A 21,015-nucleotide genomic window follows, 5' to 3' on the forward strand; every position below is an offset into this window, starting at 1 on the left:
TTTTATAATGAATAGAAAAATTTTTGGCTGCATATTTGTTTTTTTTGCGGGGCTTTGTGCTTTTGCAGATTTTAACAGGCTCAATATTCCCGATTCTGCTGAAATTCGGCGCGCAAAGGCCGAGTCCTGGTTTTTTTGCGGTTTGGGCCAGCTTCGTGAGAAAAAATCAGAAATTGAAAAAAACGCTATCGGCCAGGAATTCCAGATTAGAATGGAAGAAACTGACTCGACTTTTGCAGTTGTTGTTGCTCCAAAATCTTTGCTCGAAACTGAGATTTTTACGGAAAAAGGCGTAGAAAAACGGACTGTTGACAATTTTGCCGGGGATTCGTGCGGAGGCTGGGTTCTTGTAAAGGATTCAAAAACCTCAAAGCCTCTTTTTTTGAGAATTTACTTTTCACAAGACAGCGATGAATTTGTGCAGTTTGCACCGTCTGGAGCAAAAACTCTGTCAGATTTTGTAATTTCCGGACTTTACGCCGCCCGCTCTGTTCCTTTAGGAATTCCGTTTGAAAAGCTTTATACGCTTTCTTTTGAGCAGATTTTTTCTTTGACCGAAAATATTCTTCCGTGGAAATATGCAGACCGCCAGCAGGGACAGTTTGAGTCAAAATTGAAGATGATTGCGGCAATTCGCAAAAATCTTGAAAGAGTTGTTTATTGTCCGGACAGTTGTTACGACGAAAATGGAAAGCCGATTTTTATTTCGTCTGGCAAAGAGCGGAAAATTGATTTTGAAGAAATCGAAAAAACTTCTGGAAAAATCGAAAATCCTGTTGTTGTGGACGATGCCGGATTTTTAAAATGGATTTGCGATGGTCTTGTTGAGCCTGTAACCGGAAGTTTTCTTTATCGAAATCCTCTTGTTATTCCGACTTCCGAAGAAAATAAGACCGGCAAAAAAAGCATAATATCTCAAAATTACAATCTTTCTTTTTCGCTTGATTGGTGCAGAAATCTTGCGGCTGCGGTTCTTTCTGTAAAATCTCAGAGAAATTATCTATGGAAAAATTCTGGCGTTGACGTGACTCTTGAGCCTTTTGCGTCCGAAGTTACAGACCGCGGAATTACTCAGACTGCCGGCTATCTTAAAAATTCAGGTTATCAGATTGAAAAGCTAAGACCTCTTCTTTTTGCGCTTGCTTCGACTGAACCGACTTACTGCTATCTTGCGGCAATAAAACGTCCTTTGCATGATAAAAATCTGTCTGATTCTGAAATTTTTGCATTCGACCGTTGCGCGGTTATTTTTCCGTTTTATGACAAAAACGGACGGTTTAACTGTGTAATTTTTGAAAATGGAAAGGAACTTACTTTAAGACAGTTTGCCAATAAATATAAGGGAAGCTTTGTCCATCTTTCCAGGGTTTTGACTGAAAATAATTTTTATTTGCAATAAAAAATATTTTTTTGAAATAAGTGATTTTATGAAAAAATTGAAAAAAATTGAAAAAAAAATAGTTTTTGGAGCGTTGTTTTGCGTTTTTGCAGGAGCAGTTTCTTTTGCTCAAAGCGAATCTTCGCTGGCTTTTCAAATGCAAGATGCTTATGACAGCGGATTTTATCCGGGAGTTGTGCTTTATGCAGACCAGATTTTGAATTCAGAGTCAAAATCGGTTTACGAAGCAAAAGCTATGGTTTTTAAAGGCGAAAGTCTTTTTAAAATGGGAAGAATAAAAGATTCTCTTGAAATTCTTTCTGACGCCGAAAAATCTGCAAAAAACAGTCCTGAGCTTAATTCGGCCCGTTGTTTTTGGACTGGGCGCGGTCTTTTTGAGTTGAACAAAAACGAAGCCGCTTTGCCGTATTTTTATAAAAGCGCGGAAATCTTAAAAAATGCGGGGCTGGAAAAAACTTCTGTTTATTCTCAGGCAATTTTGTATTCTGGAAAAACTCTTGTCCGCTTAAAAAATTTTGAGGCAGCGGCAGAGTGTTTTGAATATGCGGTTCAAAACGGAAAGAAATTTTCGGCTGGAGAATACGAAGAAGCGTGCGTAAATTTTTTTGAAAACTGTGTTCTCGCTGGAAATTTTAAAAAGTGCGAAGAATATTTTGTTCAGCTTGAAAAACTTGGACAAATTGAAAAATTTGTTTTTTCGCAAGAAGCAAAATACAGAATTCTTCTTGCTTATGGCCAGGCGCTTGAAAATCTTGGAAAATTTTCTGCCTGCTATGACTGTTACGTGAAAGTTTTGACAGAAGGACCTTCAAGTCTTGCCGCCCTTGCAATGCAAAAAGCGTATCTTCTTTCTAGTGCCCATCAAAATCAAATAAAAAAAGATCCTGCCGAAGTTATTGAAAAGGCGGAACTTTTAAAAAAAGAAAAACCGGAGCTCGTCAGTGAATTTTGGACACGGCTTGCAATCGATGCGTTCAATTCAAAAAAATATGAAAAATCGCTTTCGTATTTTAAAAATGCCGAAAAAAATAATTCAGCTCAGTTAAAACAGCTTGCTTTGCTTTATTCTGCCGAAATAAGTTTTTTGACTTCAAAAGAAGATCTAAAAACGGCTGCAAAAAATTCTTTGGAAATAATAAATTCCGGCTGGAATGAATGCGGTTTTGAAAAAGAAAAGTTTTATTATTCGGATGCGATTGCGGCAAAAACCCGGTATTTTGGGCTTTCTGAAGATTGGGAAAATTCCTTAAAAAACGCTCAATCCCAGATTTTGAGCGAAAATTCTTCCGCGGCAAAAAAAACTCTGGTTTATTGGGCGGCTCTTTCACAATATTCCCTCAAAAATTATGAGGGGGCGTTGGATTTTTTAAATTCCGAAAACTATTCTGATGATGAATTTCTATTTCTAAAAGCTAAAATTTTTGCAAAAATGGGAAGGTCGTCCGATGCAGATTCAATTTTTTATGCGCTCTCAAAAAAAGGTTTTCTTGATAACGACGGAAGGCTTGATTATATCCGCACGCTTTTAAATGCCGGACACTTGATTTCTACTGTTGAAGAGGCAGAAAATGCGCATGGAAGCGAGTCGGATTACATGAAGGCTCTTGCGCTTTTTAACCAGAAAAATTGGCAGGAAGCGGAAAAATATTTTGAAGAATCGATTTCTGATAAAAAATTTGATTCAAAATATTCAAATCTGGCAAAATTTTATCTTGGGTACTGTCAGTACCAGCTCGGAAAATACAAAAATGCCCTTGAAAATTTGGAAAGTTTTGTAAAAAACAGCGGGGAAAATGCCCTGAATTTCCAGGCTTTGGCAACAGCGGCAAAATGCGCCGCTCAAATTCAAAATTATCCGGAAGCGGAAAAAAATGCCAGAAACGCGCTTTCTTCTTCTAAAAATCAGGAGCAAAAAAATGAATCCGTGCTCTTGCTTGCTGGAATTTATTCAGACTCAAAAAAATATGATGAAGCTATAAAACTTTTAAAATCTTATTCTTCCGAAAAAAACAGTTTTGGCTTTGAATGCCGTTACTTGATGGCCCAATTTTTTGTTCAAAATAAAGATTTTGTTCAGGCAGATAAGACTTATTCCGAGCTTTCAGAAGAGAAAAATGCCGGTTTTCTTGCAGAAGAGTCAGTTTTCCGTCGCGGCGAACTTTTTTATGTAAACGAAAATTATGAAAAATCAGTCCAGCTCTTTGAAATTTACCTAAAAAAATATCAGTCTGGGAAATTTTATCCTGCGGCGCTTTATTTTGAAGCGGACAGCCTTTTTAAAATTGGCAGAATAGAAAAATCATCGCTTTATTTTATGGAAATTGTCGAAAAGCCGGAAAATTCTTCCTATAAATATGATTCTGAAAAAAAACTGATTGACATTTATCGTTCGCAGAAAAAATATTCACAAGCCTTAAAAATTGCAGACAAAATGCTTCTTGAATATGGAAACCAGGCGGAAAAAGACGGAATTTCCAGCTTAAAACGGGAATTGCAGGCTTTGAGCTCTGGCGCGGACAGGGAAATTTTCGAAAAAGAACAGGAATTTGAAAGTGCCGGCGGAAGCAAAACAAAAAATGGACGAAAAATCGGCACTGAGCTTGCAAAAATTTATTTTGAAAAGCCGCAGCAAAAAATGGCGGAAAGCCTTGCACGGGAGCTTTTTGAAATTCAAAAAAACAACGATGATGAAATTGAACTTGCCGGAAAAAATGCTGTTCTTCTGGCAGATATTTTGAGATCACAGAATAAAAATGACGAAGCGGCAGATATGTTTTTGTCTGCGGCGGAATTTGGACGGAAATGCGGAAACAGCGAAATTGCCGAGCGTTCGCTTTACGGCGCGGCAGAAGCGTTTGATGCGGCTGGAAAAAAGGCAGATGCCCTTTCTACGGCAAAAGTTCTTATAAATCTGTATCCAAAAAGCCAGTATGCTGCCGATGTTCAGCGAATTGTAAATCTTAAAGAAAACTGATTAGGCAAGTAAAATCCTTGCTAAAAAAAATAACCGAATTTAACTGATGAGAGGTTTTTTGAAAAAAAAATGAAAAAGATATTTTTTATTTTGACAGCGTGTTTTTGTGGAACATTTGCTTTTGCGCAGACAGCGGAAGAAGTTCAGCCTTCAGAAAACGAAATTGAACTTCCAGACGTGACAACTGTAATTTCCGGAGGAGCGCTGACGGCTGGAAAAGACAGCGTTCCAGATTATAAAAAAATTCTTCCAGATAAAAATACCGGCAGCCTTGAATTGCCGGAAATGGAAAGTGTACAGAAAAAAGAGCAGGTTTCGCAGCAGTACGTTCAAAATTCTTCTGACGAAAAAAATGTCTATGCCCAAGGCAGCATTGGCGGCGGTTTTCCGTTCAGTTTTGCCGGCGATTTTGATATTTACCGAATGAGCGGAAATTCACCTTTTAAGGTTTCGTTTTTTCACAAAAACGCAGAAGATTTTGCGGATAAAAAAGCTGCCGACGGTTATTTTTTTAGAAAAACTGGAATTGAAGCAGAAAAAAAATTCTTGAACGAAAAGTCGGAATTCATTTTTTCTGGCTGGTACAAAAATCAAAATGAAGGTTTGCAGTCTAAATCTTCGGTTTTTACGGATTATCTTTGGAACGACATTGGCGGAAAAATGTCGGCAAAATGGTCTTTAAAAAATGGCTGGTACATTCAGCTTGGCGGAAACGGCTCTTATTTTAATCGTTATGGAACAAAATCTGACTCTGATTCAGTTTTTGATAGCGGATGGGAAAAAAGTTCAAAATATTTTTCATTTGTTCCTCATTTTTTTGCGGGCTGGAAAAATTCAATGTTTGATGTAAATTTCCTCGCAAAATATGAAACTCAGCTCAACGTAAAAGAAACAGGTTCTCTCGAAAAGGCGCCTGAGGCTTCAAGCGCTGAAGCCGTTCACAAGGGCGAATTCAGGCTGAATTTTGACTGGACGGACGAAAATGTAAAAGTTTATGCTTCTGCCGGTGTGATTGCAGGAAATTCCATTGGAAAGCAAAATGTCCTGTTTCCGTTTTTGCTCGGCGGAAAAGCTGAAATTCCATACGGACTTTCTTTCAGACCGCTTTGCCTGAAAATTGAAGGCGGACTTGATTCTGTTTTGGAATCTGCCGGAAATCTTGAGCAAAAGTATCTATTTGCAGCGCTTTTCTGTCTTTCTTCCGAGCAGAGCGACTGGTATGGACAAATTTCGGCTTCTGTTCCTGTCCAGGATTTTTTCAGCGTAAATTTGAGCGGAGAATTCAGAAAAACTGCTTTTGATAACGGAGTTTGGACTCCAGATTACAAGACTTCTCCGTCGTCAGCAGGTTTTTACGTTATAAAGCAGGAAAATAGGACTGAATTAAAATCGGTTGCCGAACTTTCAGCAGATTTTGAAAAATTAAAATTTTCCGGCTCATGGAAATCTTACTGGCTCGATGTTCCGTCCTATGAGGACGAACAGAGTTTGACGGCTTGTGTTATTTTTGAGCCGGACAATTTGTGGAATTTAAAGGCTTCTATTACTCAAAACCTCGGAGACGATGCTGAAAAAGTTCCGGTTCTTGATTTTTCTGGTTCTGTCAGAGCCTCAAATTCAATTCGCCTTGCTCTCGAAGCAACAGATATTATAAAATTGGTTACCGTAAAGACGAGGGCTTTTGCTCACAGCCAATACAAACAGAATTGCGGACATATAACTGCACTTGTAAAATTTCAGTTTTAACAGAAATAAAATGGGGGAAATTAAAAATGTTTAGTTTAATAAAATCCGGTGGAATTTTGATGATTCCTATTATTCTTTGTGGAATTGCTGCAACTTACATTATTATTGAACGTTTGCTTTATTTTAAGAATTTGCGCAAAAACGATTCACTTTTAAAACTTCAATTGAATACGGTTTTGCTCAAAAAAGATTACGAAGCTGCTACGGCGCTGTGCGTTGCCTGCGAAACTCCATTTTCTCAGGTTGTGCAAAAGGCGATTTCTGTCCGGAACCTTGAAGACAAGTATTTAAAAGAAATCGTTGAAACCGAAATGGAGGCTGTAACTCCGCAGTATGAGCATTGTCTTACGCTTCTTGGAACAATTGCAAATATTTCCACTTTGCTCGGTCTTTTTGGAACTGTAACCGGAAACATCAAGGCTTTTGGCGTCCTTGGCGCTGGAGCAAGCATGGGAAATCCTGCTGTTTTGGCAGGGGCAATCGCCGAAGCTCTTGTGACGACAGCGGCTGGTCTTTTTGTTGCAATTCCTGCAATGATTTTTTCAAATTATTTTACGCGTCTTGTAAACAAAGAAACCGTAATTCTTGAATCTTCTGTAACGGAAGTAGTCTTAAAATTGACAGGACATTTGCTTTAATGAAAATACGAAGAAGAAGAGGTGTTTCTGCTGGCGCGGATTTAACACCGATGATAGATGTTGTTTTTCAGTTAATCCTGTTTTTTCTGGTTTCCACGACATTTGCCGTTTTGCCTGCAATCAATGTAAATCTTCCTGAAAGCGAAACTTCGCAAGCTCAGTCAATTGCTGGAATTACAATTACAGCCACTGCCACAGGAAAACTGTTTTTTAATGACGAAAAAATTACAATTCAATCCATGGACAAAAAACTTAAAAATTTTGACACCGAAGGAAAAAAGCGCGAAGAATATCCTGTAACGCTTGAAGCCGACGAAAAAGTGACGAATGGAACAATTGTAAAAATTTTTGATGTTTTACGCAAAAATGGATTTGTTTCGGTGAATTTAAGGACGACTGACTAAATGACAAAACTGCAAAAAAAACGAAATTTATATGCTTTGACAGGAACTGCCGGCATTTGGATTTTTATTTGCATTTTATTTTCTCTTTTTGCGCTGTTGCCTCAAAAGCAGATTTATAAAACTGTAAAAATTACACTTTCTGAAAATTCAACCCCAAAAATTACAGAAAAAAAACAGGAAGCAGCCCCTCCAAGACCTCAAAATCAGGAAATAAAAAAACAACCGTCGCCAAAACATCAGGCCGAACAAAAAGCATCTGCTCAAAAAATGTCAAAACCTGTTTCTGAAAAAAAATCTGTTCAGAAACAGAATACTGCATCAAAAAAATCTTCTGTTTCCGAAAAACCAGCCGTTCAGACTTTGCAAAAAAGCGTAGACGAACTTATGGCGGAGCAACGGACAAAAAAAACGCCGGCAAAAAAAGAATTTGACTGGAGCCAGTTTGATGATGAGGCGGTGGAAAACGTTTCTGAAAATTCAACTGCGCCAGTTGCAGCAAACAGCTCTAAGGCTGATATTTTTGAAGGAACTGCTGGAAAGGCTGTCGACAAGGATTCTGCCGTAGTTGCCGGAACCAAAACCGAAAACATAGGTTCTGTCTCAGATTCAACTTCATCTGCGCTGGAAAAAATTTCTTCTGCGGTTTACAGCGCAAATTTCGGCAATGGCGTTACTGCAAGTTCTACCGTAAAAAGCGCAAGCGCTCCAAACGGAAAAATCGCTCTTCTTATGAACGACGGGAGTTCTAGAACTTTGCTGGAACCTGCAAAGCCGGTAATTGCGCTTTCGGAATCTGCGTCGGCGACAATTGATACGACAAAAAATCTTACGGTAAGATTTACTGTTCTTGCAAACGGACATGTCGATTTAAACAGCATAAAAATCACTCCAGGAGCGATAATAACATCTCTCGTTCAAAATGAGATTTCGGCACAAATTTCTTCATGGCGCTTCAATCAGGATTCTTCTTCGGCAGCTGCAAGTTTTCCGTATAAAATCGAAAAAAGATAGAAAAAAGATAATTTTTTCGGATTGTTCAATACTTTGCTTTTGTTTATAATCGAAGAATGTTAGATGGAATTTCTGCTGTAGCATTTGATATTGACGGAACTCTTTATTCTTCTCCTCAGTTTTATGTGCGGATAATTCCATATTTTTTGAAAAATTTTGCTTTTTACGTAAAATACAATAAAGTCCGGAAAATTTTGCACCATACAGCGCCATTGCCTGATTTTTATGAATATCAGGCACGTCTTTTTTCAGAATTGACCGGCCTTCCAGTTGCCGAATCAAAGAAAAAAATTCAAGAAATTGTCTACGACGGACTTATTCCATATTTTAAGAAAATAAAAACTTTTAAATATGTTGAAGAATCTTTCAAAAAAATAAAAGAGGCCGGTTTCAAAATTGCTATTTTGTCGGATTTTCCTCCGGAGCAGAAGGGCGATTTATGGGGACTTTCTTCTTACTGCGATGTAATTTTGGGAACAGAACATCTTGGAGCTTTAAAACCTTCAGTTTTTCCATTCGGAATTCTTGCAAATGAACTTGGCTTAAAGCCAGAACAGATTCTTTACGTTGGAAATTCTATAAAATATGATGTATGCGGTTCAAAAAACGCTGGAATGTTGAGCGCGTACATAATGCCGTTTTGGCGGAAAATTTTTCACTGTCCTTTAAAATCTGCCGATATAAATTTTTCAAACTATCGTCAATTGACAGAAATTGTGATAAAATAATTCTATAGAATTCTCTAAAAATTTGCTGATGGCTGTTTTTAGAAAATCCTAAAAATCTTTTCCATAAAAATAAATTATTCAGCTTTGACCGTAATTTTGTGCGGTTTTGAGCATTAAACTTTTAAGATTAAAAAAAGTCTGTTTTTTTTGGGTGGGGAAAATGACTCTTCTTGCAATTCTTATTTCTACGGCTGTTGCTGTTGCTGTTGTCTTTGTTTTACATTCGTTGGACAGAGAAAACAATTCAATGAACAAAGTAAAACATTATGCGGATTCTCGTATCAATCAGCTTAATGAATATTTTAAGGAACAAACTTCAAAGTTGAATGGACTTTCGGCAGAATGGGATGCTCATCATACTTCTGCGGCCGCTGCCGTAAAACGAATTGAAAAACAGATTGCGGATTTTCAGAATATAAGCCAGAATTTTGACGGCCAGTTTGATGCAGTTACGAACATTGCAAAAAAAGTCGATGCCTACGGAAAAGCCATTCACGAACTAATGGAAATGACTGACCGTGTTGAAGAAAATCTTCAGGCTGTAAAAAAAGAAAGCGTGATTGTTGAAAAACTCAATGCAAAAATCGAGTCCGGAAAAAAATCCGTTGAGGATTTAGAGAAAAAAATTCCGCAGATTATTACAGAATTCAGAACAAAGAATAATGACAGTCTCAAGGTTCTTGGCGCTGACATGCTTACAAAATTCAACGACAAGGCTTCTCAAATTGAAAAAAATGTTCAGGCTGCGTCGGCTCATTCAGAGCAGATTCTTGATAAAATTGAAAAAGGAATAAAATCTGCTTACGACAATGCGGCTCAAAAAGCGCAGAATCTCGAAGACGCGGCATTCAAAAAACTTACAGAACAGGCAAAGTTTAGGGCAGAGTCGTTTATAAAAAACGTAAATGAACGCACAGAAGAGCTTTTAAAACAGCAGAATTTAAAGATTGCGGAAATTCAAAAATCCCTTGAGCAGAAAAATTCTGCTTTTGCAAATTCAATAAACGAAAAAACTTCAATTCTTGAAGGCGAATTTAGAAAAAAAACGGGAGAGTTTTCTTCAAATCTGAGCGTAAAAACCGAAAATCTTTCAAAATCGCTTGAGTCAAAAATTGCAGCCCTCGAGAATTTGTTCCAGCAGCAGGTTTCTTCTTTTGATAAGCAGATAAAGACTTTTGCTCAAAATACGAGCCAGACGGTTGAAGAAATCAAGTCTGAATCAGAAAGCAACGAAAAAAATCTTGAAAACCTCCGTGAAATTTTTGAAAAACAGACTTCAGAAATTCGTTCACGATATGGAAATTTGTACGAGAAATCGGTTACCGATGCGGACGAAAAAGAACAGGCGGCTTTTGTCCGTTTTCAGGAAATTGCAGAAAAGCACCTTAATACTTACAAAGCGACCGTCGAAGAAAAAATCAACGCAATCGAAAAAAATGTAAATTCCCGCGTTTCTGCCTTGAATCAGGAATTGAATGCTACGGTTGAACAGATTCAAAAATCAATGTCTGACAGTCAGACAGGAGCGGCCGCAACTGCTCAGACGATTAAAAATGCGGCTGAAGAGGCAAATGAAAAGCTCAAAGGCTTTCAGTCTCAGGCAGACGAAAAAATTGCTGGAATTAACAAAATGCTCAGTGATACAATGACACGCATTTCTTCGGCGTACGACGCAAAGCAGACGGAACTTCTGGCAAATGTTGACAAGCAGCTTGAAGAATACCGCAACAACATGGAATACCGCTTTAACAAACTGCAGACGACGGCAAGCGACATTGATACTTTGGAAAACAATCTCAGAACCGCGCTTGAACGCACTCAAAATTCAGTTGTCTCTGATTTTAACCAGTTCTCAAAAGCTCAGAAAGACCAGCAGTCTCAGTTTGAATCTGCAATCAAACGCAATAATGATGAAATTACCGTCCAAATTGAAAATCTTGAAAAAAATCTCGATTCAATAAAAGCGACCGCAAGCGACAATGTCAGTGCGACACTTGCTGATTTTGAGATGAAATTTGGCGACGACTTAAAAAAACGCGGGGATTCGATTACAGAAGATTTAAATTCTTGGAAAAATAGCATGGATTCCAAGCTTGCTGTTCTCAGTTCCGAATATGAAAGTTCAAGACGCGAAATTGAAAATCGGCATAACGAAGAATTAAAAAATCAACTTTCAGAAATTTCCTCAAAAAATCAGAGCCAGCTGCAGAATGTGCAGACAGGAATCGAAAATTCTGCTCAGTCTTTGCGTGCCAGAATTGACGAAATCGAACAGTCTGTAAAAGCTTACGCGGACGAGAGCCGGACAAAACTGCACGAAGCGACAGAAGGCCAGGGCAATTTTGTAAAAAATTCCCTTGACGCATATGCTCAGCGGATGGACGGTCAGCTTGAAAAAGCCGAAAAAGATATTCAATCAAGACTTATGGAACTTGCAGAGACTGTAAAAGCCCATGCAGACACAAACCAGAATGGAATTGATGCTATGCTTGGTGAATTCAATGTTTGGCGCGGTCAGTTAAAAAATCAGTTTGATCAGGCAAAAACTATGTTTAGCGACCAGCTGAACGGTGTAAAGGAAAGTTCTGAACAAAAAATTTCTGCTTTTAAGGACGATTTGAATCAAAATATTGAAAATTTCAGGACGGAAACAAAAAACGAACAGCTTGAACTTAGCCAGACGATTGAAAATCTGAAAAAAGATGTTGAAGATTCAATTTCTTCATATAAAGAGCGTTCCGAATCTATTGTTGCGCAGATGAACAAATCTTACGAGGATATGCTCAACGAAACTCAGCGCCGTGTAAAAGAGCAGAGCGCAGATTCTGAAAAGGTTTTGAGGGAACTTCGTACTAAAATTCAGGAAGCAAACGAGGCCAACGACACTCATCAGGCGGAGCTCGTAATGAGAATGCAAAATGACGCCGCTGATTTGCAAACCCGAATGAGCGAAATTGACCGCGAAGTAAAAGCTTTCTCGACACAGATGCAGGTTTATCAAAAAGCGGATCAATTAAAAGCTCAGCTTGAATCGGAACTTGACGAACTCAAAAACGAAATTACCCGTGTAGAAAATTTTCAGACGACCGTAAATGAACTGTCTGCAAGTTTCAATTTAATTCAAAATATGAACGATGATGTCAATTCAAAACTTCAGAAATTTAATAGCGAAAAAATTAGAATTGATGGAATTGAAAAGAACTTTGCAAAACTTGTCGAATTGAGTTCAACAATGGATCAAAAAATCGAAGAACTAAACTCGACAAGTGATCAGCTCACTTCGATTCAGCTTGATGTCAGAAAATTTCAGGAGACTCTCGGAGATATTTCCAACCGTTACGACCGTCTTGAAACAAAGGGCAGCCAAATCGAAGCAATTGCCGGAGAAGTTGATAAAACTTTCGATCAGCTAAAATCGCTAGAACTTCGTCTTAACGATGCAAATCGCCATGTAGATAGTTTCCCTCGCCAGATTGAAGATGTTCAGAAAAATATTGACAGTCTTGTCAGTAACCGTTCAAAAATCAGCGACGCAGTTGAGCAATTGTCATCTTTGCAGAATATCTTGACCGAAACGGAGGAGCGTGTAAAACAAGTTCAGACAGGACGTGAAGGAATTGCCCGTACAGAAACAAGGCTTCACACACTCGAAACTGAAATTGACAAAAAAATGAACCTTCTTCTTGAAATTACAAAACAGGATTTAAAAGAAAATCCAATGGAAAAAGAAGAGGGAATTTCACTGGCGTTGAGAGAATCGGTAATTTCTTTGCACAGAAAGGGCTGGTCAAACGAAGAAATTGCCAAACGGCTTAAGCGCAGCGTAGGCGAAATCGACCTTCTTGTCGAAGGCAACGGTTTTATGAATTAAAAAATGCTACTAAAAATATGAAACTATAGCGGACACAAAAAGTGCCCGCTTTTTTATTATTGCCCGAAAGCAGGTGTGAAATACAGGTTATTTTGAAAGAAGACAGGTAGCCCAGACTTCTACAGCACGGCTTTGTCCTACATCTCCAAGTTTTTCTCCTGTTTTTGCTTTTACAAAAACTTGATTTTTTTCAACATGGAGAATTTTTGCAATCGAGTCGATAACTTCCTGTCTGCGCGGAAGAAATTTTGGTTTTTCGAGGGCAATTACACAGTCAAGATTTTCAAGTTTCCAGCCTTCTAGCGTAATTTTATTCCAAACTGTTCCTAAAAGCATTTTTGAATCTGCGTCTTTCCATTTTTGATCGATTGGAGGAAAAAAAGAACCAATGTCGCCCATTCCACAGGCCCCAAGAAGAGCGTCCGTAATTGCATGCAGAAGAACATCGCCGTCAGAATGGCCGTCTTCACCAATTGCGCTGTCAAATTTTATTCCGCCAAGCATAAGAGCGCGTCCGGCAATAAGCGCATGTTTGTCGTATCCAAGACCGGTCCGAATCATTGTGTTTCCTTTGGTTGTTTCGTTTGATTTTTTCGTATCTATTTCTGACTTTGTAAAAAAGTCTTCCTTATATGTAATTTTTTTATTTTTAATGTCGCCGTCTACGATTTTTACCTTTCCATCAGGAACAAATAAATCCCAAATTTCAGTGTCGTCTGTGTATTCTTTTTTTGTTTTTTTTGCTTTTTTATGCGCTTCGACAAGTTCATTCAGCATAAAAACCTGCGGAGTTTGAACAGCTGTTAATTGACTTCGCACCAGATGCCGTCTTATAAAGCCATTTTCATCAATTTCGTTCTGAGTGTCTGTAGGTTGAATCCCTGGAGCAGAGGCGCCGTATTTTTGAACTGCGGTAAAAGTTGAATTGATTATTTTTTCTGAAACAAAAGGCCGTGCGCCGTCGTGTATAAATACAATTGGATTTGAATTTGGAAAATTCGTTTTTATTTCCAGCAGGGCGTTAAAAACGCTAGCCTGTCTGCTTTCTCCTCCTGGAACAAAAACAAATTCTGTGTTACTTGCAATTCTATTAAGCTCTTTATCTTTAAAAAGAGCGTTTTTGCATTTTTCTTCTGCGAGTTTTAAAAGTTCTGTATTTTCTTGATTCGGAAAAGTTACAGCCACAACAGAAAATGGGAAAACTCTTAAAAAAGCCTTTACAGCGGTAGAAAGTACGGTTCCAGATTCTAGAGGAAGATATTCTTTTTTTATGCCGCCCATTCGGCTTGAAGAACCGGCAGCAACAACAATTAGCGCCAGTTCTTCGTTTGAACGGCTAATCTTCGTCATCATCTCCATCGTCGTCTGAGTCAGAATTGTCAGAGTCATCGGAATCGTCAGAGTCATCATCGTCGCTCATAGAACCTGAAGAGCCGCCGAGCTCATCTCCGAATTCATCATCGTCATCGTCGTCGTCAATCTGAATCGCTTTCTTTTCATGAAGAGCATTGAGCGGTTCGAGCTTTGCATGGAGCATAGATTCAACTTCTTTTGATGAAATTCCAAATGCAATTGCAATTTCGTCTGCCAAAAGTTTGCGTGCAGTATCGTAAAGTTTGCGTTCCTGAATCGGCAACTCTTTTACCTTTGAGCGGTGATAAAGAGTGCGGACAATATTTGTAATATCTTCAATGCTTCCTTTTTTAAGGAGATTCAAGTTGTCCTGATAGCGCTGTTTCCAATCAGAAGTGACAGATTCTACCGGCTGACCTAAAAGTTCAAGTGATTTTTGAGCTTCGTCAGCAGAAACGATTTTTCTAAGTCCAAGTTTTTCAGAATTTGCAACTGGAACCATTACAATCATATCCGAAACTTCAAGATAAATTCTGTAATACTGAACGGTCAAGTCGCCGTTTTTTCTTTCAAAAATTTCTTTGACTTCACCAACACCCTGTGAAGGGTAAACTATTTTTTCATTAAGAGAAAATTGTGTACTCATAGTATATTATTATATCACAAAATTTTAGAAAATGGAACATCAAAAAAAATCAGTTTTTAGCCCCTCGCACTACAAAATTGAAAGAATGGGAAATAGTTGCTTTTTTTTAGTGGGGGGGGGTACAATAACAGCTAAATGTTAAACTGCAATGAATTATCTGGTGACATTTAATTGGATTGCGGCGAAGACGAAGAATATCTATTAAGTGGACCTCCGTGCTTGGAAGTTTCGAGGAGAAAAGAAAAAAATGAAAACTGTAAAAAATTTTTCGATTGCATTGTTTGCATTATTTGTTTGTTGTTTTACAAGCTGTGTTTCAACACAGGCTGAACCATCTGCATTTGAATCACAGACAGGCGTTGCATTAGTTGTTCCAATGAGAGTATTTACATGGGTAAAAGCTGATGGGGCAAAAACATTTATGAAAGATTATTCATCTGGAAAAATTACGTTTGATTATTCAGCAGAAAATGATTTTATCGTAAAAGCAGAGAAAATTGATGGAATCTTAAAAACGACATGGGGAAAACAATTTACAGATAATGGAGAGAATATTCGTTCTCTTATAATAACTGCATTTATTTCTTCATGTTATTCAATGGACAATAATAAAGATAGCATTGATGCGGCTTTTGATGTAATGGATCAGATTTTTTCTGATAATATGTATGCGGCGCGAATCGATTCCTTAATGCCAAGTTTAAAAAACGGTCTTAATGCATATAAAACGAAAAAAGACTGGGCAAGCTATAAAGCAGAATATTTTTCTATACAAGACAATACTTTTGTTGTAAAAAAGTAAATGTATTATAAAAATATCCTTAATTTGTGTTTTTTGGACTTGGGCCGATAATTTATTGAAAATTTTCAACAGATTTCTGGCCGAGTTTACTGCGTAAACAACGCAGTGTCGTAGCACGGGAATGATATTTAAATTGCCATTCTTACCAAAACTCGATATTTAAGTAAAATAGAATATAAAAAAAATGTGTTTGCGATGGTGAAAATTTATCGTATAACACATTTTTTTTCGTCGAAAAACTTTTCGCACCAAAAGTCTACTTATAAGCGCTTGCTCATATTTTTAACTCTTTCGTGATTGTGATTTTTTTTCAAAACCTGTAAAATACTTGAACATCGCTAAAAAAATCAGTTTTGTTATTTTATTCAGGAACAGTTATGGTTATTGAATTAAAAAATCTTGATAAAGTTTACAGAGGAGAGAATTCGCCTGCGGTTCATGCTGTAAACAAGGTGAATCTTCATATTCCTTCAAATCAGATATTTGGAATTATCGGAAAATCAGGCGCCGGAAAATCAACATTGGTACGTTTAATAAGTCTTTTGGAAAAGCCTGATTCTGGAGAAGTTTGGTACAACGACGAAAGAGTAGATAATCTTTCGGAAAAAGAACTGATTGCCCGTCGCCGAAGAATTGGAATGATTTTTCAAAATTTCAATCTGTTTTCGAGCCGTACAGCCGAACAGAACATTGCTTATCCTTTGGAAATCTGCGGAACGCCAAAATCAGCAATAAAAAAACGAACCGCAGAACTTTTGGAGTTAGTTGGGCTTTCGGACCGTGCAAAATCGCCTGTAAGTAAACTTTCTGGCGGACAAAAACAGAGGATTGCGATTGCCCGCGCGCTTGCGAATAATCCAAGCATTCTTTTTTGCGATGAAGCAACTTCCGCCCTCGATCCGCAGACCACTCATCAGATATTAAATTTAATCCGCGAAATTCAGAAAAAAATGAACCTGACGGTTGTTATGATTACTCATCAGATGGAAGTTGTGCGAGATGCCTGTTCTCAGGTTGCAGTCGTGCACGAAGGCCGGATTGTTGAACAAGGCAGCGTAGAAGAAATTTTTATAAGGCCAAAAACGGATGTTACAAAGGATTTTCTTTCAAGAATTTCTGTTCAACAGGACGAAAACAAAAAAGAATTTGTCCGCTGGAGCCTAGACGGCGGGCAGTACGAACTTCATTTTATCGGTGACAAAACCGATTCTACGACGCTTTCTCAGCTTGCAAAAAAATTTAACATCGACTTTAATGTGCGTGCCGGGGGAATTCAGTCGGTTCAAGGCAAAAAAGTCGGAAAAATGCTGGTCGATTTTATTGGCGAAGAATCAGAAATCAGCCGTGCAATAGAATATCTTAACAAAAACGGTATCGAGGTAGCAAAAAATGTCTCAAATATTTGAATTAGTTGGAATTTCAACTCTTCAGACTCTGCAAATGGTGTTTTTTTCGACACTTTTTGCTGTTATGATTGGTTTTCCGCTCGGAATCCTGCTTTTTATAACAAGTTCGACAGGGATTATGCCAAAACATCTTTTTAATATGATTTTAAGCCGCATAATCGACGTTCTGCGCTCTTTCCCTTTTGTAATTTTAATGATTGTTCTTCTTCCGTTTACTCGTTTTGTTCTTGGAACCGCAATTGGAACTTCAGCAACGATTATGCCTCTCAGTCTTGCGGCCGCACCTTTTGTTGCCCGTGTAATCGAAACCGCGCTTATCGAAATTGATCCTGGCGTAATTACCGCGGCACGGGCAATGGGCTCAACAAACTGGCAGATTATCCGAAAAGTTTTAGTGCCGGAAGTTTTGCCGTCGGTAGTCAGCGGAATTACACTTACAATAATCAATTTGATTTCATATTCAGCAATGGCAGGAACTTTAGGCGGTGGCGGTCTTGGCGACCTTGCAATTCGTTACGGTTATCAGCGTTTTAGAACAGACATAATGCTTGCTTCCGTAGTTGTAATAATTTTGCTTGTTGCTTTGATTCAGTTTGCAGGAACAAAACTTTCAGAAAGAATTCTTAAAAAAAGATAGAAAAATAGAAAAAAGGGCGCCACCCGCTTTCGCGGGTCGGAGTACTACAGGCTCGGTAACCCTTGGTGCCTTTGCACCGGCTTCGCCGCCTTCCGTGTTCCTGGCGCATAGCAGCTTATTGCAGTTCATTTTGCATCAACTGAACAAAAAGATATATTTTTTTGTAAACTTCCACACCAAGCTGGTTAATCGGATGTTCTGCAAAACGGTCCAGTTCTTTCCAGTTCATCACAATTTCACCTTTCGGCTTTTGATGGTCTTCGATTACAGATTTTAAAATCTTCGCAAAGCTAATCATGGATTTTGTCGTGTTTACAAGATACTCTCTTGCCAAAGAGTTTATGTCGCGCAAAGTTGTTTTGATAATGTTATTCGCCTCTCTGTCGCGGTCTGCCCTTGGCAAAAGTGTCTTTATTTTTATTCCGATTTCGGCTTCTTCGTTTAATTTTCCGTCAAACTGTGTAATTTCATCGCTTGCTTCAAACATCTGGTGGTAACTATTGCTCATTTCTGTAGAAAGCTCCGGCAAAGTCCATTTTCCGCGGATTAAGACAAGGTCTGCATATTCTCGCACATCGCGCTTTACAAATTCGACAAGGAAGGCTTTTAAATAATTCAAAGGTTTTGCATATTCAAAACTTCCAAGATTTTTTCGTTCAAGCGGAGCGCTTCCTGCTTCTGTATAATTTTTTAAAATAACAATTGAATCCGTATTAAAGATTTGCACTAAAAGACTGTCAATTTTTGAATTTTTCTGTTCATTTTCAAGTTTTTTTATAGTGCCTGCAGTCTGAGTTTTTGTTGATTCGATAAAAGATTCGACGATGTGTTCTTGTTTTACCGCAGAATCCGTTGCATAAGCAGGGGTTTTTGTCGTAAGTTCAATCATCATGTCAAAAACACGTGTGTCCCGCAGCTGCTTTAACTTTTGTACGATTTTGTTCCACTGATTTGGCTTAACAGGTTCGACGCCACGCATAGTTTTAAACATTGTCATTAAATCGTTCCATTCTTCGTCCAATGGCAATGAATTTAAAATTTCTGCAAAATTTTTAAGGTCTTCGGCAATGTATGCGCCTTCGATTGGTTCAAGCTTTGGAGCCCTGTTAAATTCGCCTTCTCTCAACGTTGAATCAAATTTTTTTAACAGAAAATAAAAGTCATAAAGACAAAACGATTTAAATCCAACGAGCTTTGTGTAAAGCGAGTCAATCGAATTTATTTTATCAGCATCAAATTCACCCAAGAAATTTTCAAGATCCTGCTTAAGTTTCACCTTTAATTTTTCAAAAGGCACATTTTTTGAAAAAGCCAAAATCGATTCTTCAGAAAAATTTTCTGACAATTTTTTTTGGGATTCTGTCAGAGAAAAATCAATTACGATATTTTTGTAAAAATTAGGATTTGGCTGGCTTTGAAAAAACGACTGGGCTGGAGAAATAATCTTGTAAATGTCATAGAAAAATTTTCCAAACTGAGGAAGAACCTGATCGGAACCAGCTTTGTAAAATTTATAGCCTGACCGCGAAAGATTTTTTGCAATAATTTTTAATTGTCTGTTTTTTTCGGCTTCTGGATCGTTGCCGCCAAAAATCGAAGAAATGAATTTTTGGAAAAAAGACAGTCCTGAATTCTTTGTCATACTTTAAATATGAATAAATCAAGGTTATATGTCAAGTTGATTTAAGCAAATAAAATATACTAGACATAGATTGTCTAGACAATTGTGTATTGAACGAGCAGAAGGCGCAGAAGCTCACGGTTTTTTACACCAAAAAGTTTATAAAGGTACTGCATTTCTTTTTTTATTGTTGATTCGCTTGTAATAAGTTCTTCTGCAATTTTTTTGAAATTGAAGTTAGTGCTGAGCGTGTAATGTATGCACGAAATCTGTCTTTCTGAAAGTCCCATTTCTTTTAAATTAAGTACGGAACCTTTTTGCGGCAATGAGATTTCTGGAGCAAAACCCGGAACATCGACATCTTTAAAAAGAAAACTGAGCCGTTCTTGCAGCATAAAATACAAAAGAAAGTAACATCCCATTTCAAAAGAAGCAAATGCAACGTAATAAATTATATCTGTAAGAGAATTTCTATATTCAAAAGAAATCATGCTTATAAGAATTACCGCTGCAATTGCGAATTTTATCTTAAAGTGGGACTTTGCATATCCGCCAGCACAAAAAAATGCAAAAAAGTTGATGTAAAGTGTAATTCCTACAACTGGAAAACCTGTAAAGATTAGGTTTATTGTTTCGAGCAAATACAAAAAGAACAAAAACCAAACTTGATTAGGTATAAAAAGATAAACGATTGTAGCTGCAAGCGTAAAAATATTGATTGCAGGAACTAATATGTTGGTATAAGGATAAAAAAAAGATTCTGTAAATGGAGGATGATCCACTCCCTGATAAAAATTATTGAATGTTCCAATGGCTGCAAAAATCATACCGAGAATATCGAGTATTTTATAAGGTTTTAATTTTTTTTTTGTATAAGTCCGCACATTTTTATTATAAAACATACGAAAAAAAAACTCAAATTTTTCGTTCTTTTATTCAATATAATGGTATCTTTGGATATTTTTTGAGTATCTTTGGATAAATCGCACAAAGAATGGGGATTAAAAGTTCATTTTTTTGTAACGCTTTGTTATACTTCTTATTGTAAGATAACTTAATTTGATTTACAGCAAGCAAAGTTCGGAGAAAAATGTAAAAAAGTTTTGTAGGAGAAGTTTTTTTTGCAATTGACAGCAGATTGATTTTTTTGTGTGTGGAGTTTTTCAATCTTAAGTCACATAAGGTTTCTGTATATATGCGGAAACCTTATTTTTTTATGTGCGCCTTTTTCTTGCATAAAAAAAACTGCCCGGAAAAGCAATTGACGCTTTGTTTTCGGACAGTTTGTTTAAAATAAAAATCAAAATTACAGGACTGTATATTCTGTTTTCCATAGCTTGTGCAAGTTGCAATATTCGTAAGCTGCGATGATTTTTTCGTCTGGAAGGATTGCAAACTCAGCTTCAGGCTTATCTCCAGAATTTAGCATTTTTTGATAAATTCCCTTGTCTGTCTGAAGAACAATCCATTCGATGTAATGTTCTGGAAGTGAAGGGTGGAGTGTTTCTCCGACGGTTACTGTGATTTTCTGTTTGTCGGTGGTTACGACTGGAAGATGTTTTTCTTTTGCACCGTCTGTTGTTCCTGGAATAAGCGGTTTCATAGGCTGTCCACAACATATTGTTTCGACCCCAGAATCTTTTACGATTGAAATGATTTTGCCGCAATGCGGACAATAAAAAAATTTCAGCTGCATTTTTACCTCCTGTAAAAGTCAAGATTAAAACTTCAGTTTAAAGATTGACTTTTTAAGTTGTCTCGCAACGAAGTGAGAAACAA

General features: G+C 37.5%; 16 protein-coding genes. 11 read left to right on the plus strand and 5 right to left on the minus strand.

The genetic code is table 11. The features are described from left to right. Nucleotides 1-7 precede the first annotated feature (7 nt). The 8 genes from B3Y13_RS04590 (at nt 8) to B3Y13_RS04625 (ending at nt 12,771) form a co-directional block, all read left to right on the plus strand. Nucleotides 8-1,399 carry a hypothetical protein gene (locus tag B3Y13_RS04590; RefSeq protein ID WP_296667008.1) on the plus strand — a complete coding sequence of 464 codons (1,392 nt, stop codon included), beginning with the start codon at nt 8-10 and terminating at the stop codon, nt 1,397-1,399. A 28-nt stretch (nt 1,400-1,427) separates the two neighbouring features. Next, entirely contained in the window at nt 1,428-4,373 is a 2,946-nt protein-coding gene (locus B3Y13_RS04595) for a tetratricopeptide repeat protein (protein WP_296692952.1), read from the plus strand. 69 nt (nt 4,374-4,442) lie between these two features. After that, the gene (locus B3Y13_RS04600) at nt 4,443-6,119 is read left to right on the plus strand and encodes a hypothetical protein (protein ID WP_296692955.1); all 1,677 of its coding nucleotides are present in this window, start codon (nt 4,443-4,445) and stop codon (nt 6,117-6,119) included. 26 nt (nt 6,120-6,145) lie between these two features. Continuing rightward, nucleotides 6,146-6,757 carry a MotA/TolQ/ExbB proton channel family protein gene (locus B3Y13_RS04605; protein WP_296692958.1) on the plus strand — a complete coding sequence of 204 codons (612 nt, stop codon included), beginning with the start codon at nt 6,146-6,148 and terminating at the stop codon, nt 6,755-6,757. Then, nucleotides 6,757-7,161, plus strand: coding sequence for an ExbD/TolR family protein (locus B3Y13_RS04610; protein WP_078930560.1), 405 nt, complete (start codon nt 6,757-6,759; stop codon nt 7,159-7,161). The genes B3Y13_RS04605 and B3Y13_RS04610 overlap by 1 nt, the downstream gene beginning before the upstream one ends. Next, the gene (locus tag B3Y13_RS04615; RefSeq protein ID WP_296692961.1) at nt 7,162-8,172 is read left to right on the plus strand and encodes a hypothetical protein; all 1,011 of its coding nucleotides are present in this window, start codon (nt 7,162-7,164) and stop codon (nt 8,170-8,172) included. A gap of 56 nt (nt 8,173-8,228) precedes the next feature. Then, the gene (locus tag B3Y13_RS04620) at nt 8,229-8,900 is read left to right on the plus strand and encodes an HAD family hydrolase (RefSeq protein ID WP_296024202.1); all 672 of its coding nucleotides are present in this window, start codon (nt 8,229-8,231) and stop codon (nt 8,898-8,900) included. A 160-nt stretch (nt 8,901-9,060) separates the two neighbouring features. After that, complete coding sequence (locus tag B3Y13_RS04625) at nt 9,061-12,771, plus strand: SpiroCoCo family coiled-coil protein (RefSeq protein ID WP_296692963.1); 3,711 nt, start codon at nt 9,061-9,063, stop codon at nt 12,769-12,771. 87 nt (nt 12,772-12,858) lie between these two features. Here the strand turns inward: B3Y13_RS04625 and ispF are convergent, their stop codons facing one another. Next, complete coding sequence (gene ispF / locus B3Y13_RS04630; RefSeq protein ID WP_296692965.1) at nt 12,859-14,181, minus strand: 2-C-methyl-D-erythritol 2,4-cyclodiphosphate synthase; 1,323 nt, start codon at nt 14,179-14,181, stop codon at nt 12,859-12,861. Beyond that, nucleotides 14,108-14,770, minus strand: a complete 663-nt coding sequence (locus B3Y13_RS04635; RefSeq protein ID WP_296692968.1) for a CarD family transcriptional regulator — start codon at nt 14,768-14,770, stop codon at nt 14,108-14,110. The genes ispF and B3Y13_RS04635 overlap by 74 nt, the downstream gene beginning before the upstream one ends. Nucleotides 14,771-15,017: 247 nt before the next feature. Here B3Y13_RS04635 and B3Y13_RS04640 point away from each other — a divergent pair, with 247 nt between their 5' ends. From B3Y13_RS04640 to B3Y13_RS04650, 3 genes are all read left to right on the plus strand, one after another. Continuing rightward, a complete protein-coding gene (locus B3Y13_RS04640; protein WP_296692970.1) occupies nt 15,018-15,572 on the plus strand; it encodes a hypothetical protein in 555 nt (184 codons plus the stop codon). Between the two features lie 377 nt (nt 15,573-15,949). Further along, nucleotides 15,950-16,978, plus strand: coding sequence for a methionine ABC transporter ATP-binding protein (locus tag B3Y13_RS04645; protein WP_296692973.1), 1,029 nt, complete (start codon nt 15,950-15,952; stop codon nt 16,976-16,978). Further along, nucleotides 16,962-17,615 (plus strand): methionine ABC transporter permease, encoded by a 654-nt coding sequence (locus B3Y13_RS04650; RefSeq protein WP_296667036.1) that lies wholly within the window; start codon nt 16,962-16,964, stop codon nt 17,613-17,615. Before B3Y13_RS04645 ends, B3Y13_RS04650 begins: the two co-directional genes overlap by 17 nt. A 115-nt stretch (nt 17,616-17,730) precedes the next feature. Here the strand turns inward: B3Y13_RS04650 and B3Y13_RS04655 are convergent, their stop codons facing one another. The 3 genes from B3Y13_RS04655 to B3Y13_RS04665 all read right to left on the minus strand — a co-directional run bounded on the left by B3Y13_RS04655 (nt 17,731) and on the right by B3Y13_RS04665 (nt 20,932). Then, nucleotides 17,731-19,257, minus strand: a complete 1,527-nt coding sequence (locus B3Y13_RS04655; RefSeq protein ID WP_296024150.1) for a DUF5312 family protein — start codon at nt 19,255-19,257, stop codon at nt 17,731-17,733. Nucleotides 19,258-19,331: 74 nt separating this feature from the next. Further along, the gene (locus tag B3Y13_RS04660; protein WP_296667039.1) at nt 19,332-20,138 is read right to left on the minus strand and encodes a helix-turn-helix transcriptional regulator; all 807 of its coding nucleotides are present in this window, start codon (nt 20,136-20,138) and stop codon (nt 19,332-19,334) included. A gap of 404 nt (nt 20,139-20,542) precedes the next feature. Continuing rightward, the gene (locus tag B3Y13_RS04665; RefSeq protein ID WP_296692974.1) at nt 20,543-20,932 is read right to left on the minus strand and encodes a desulfoferrodoxin family protein; all 390 of its coding nucleotides are present in this window, start codon (nt 20,930-20,932) and stop codon (nt 20,543-20,545) included. Nucleotides 20,933-21,015 lie beyond the last annotated feature (83 nt).

It is taken from the genome of Treponema sp. UBA7567 (genome assembly GCF_002476655.1).
Taxonomy (GTDB): Bacteria; Spirochaetota; Spirochaetia; order Treponematales; family Treponemataceae; genus Treponema_D.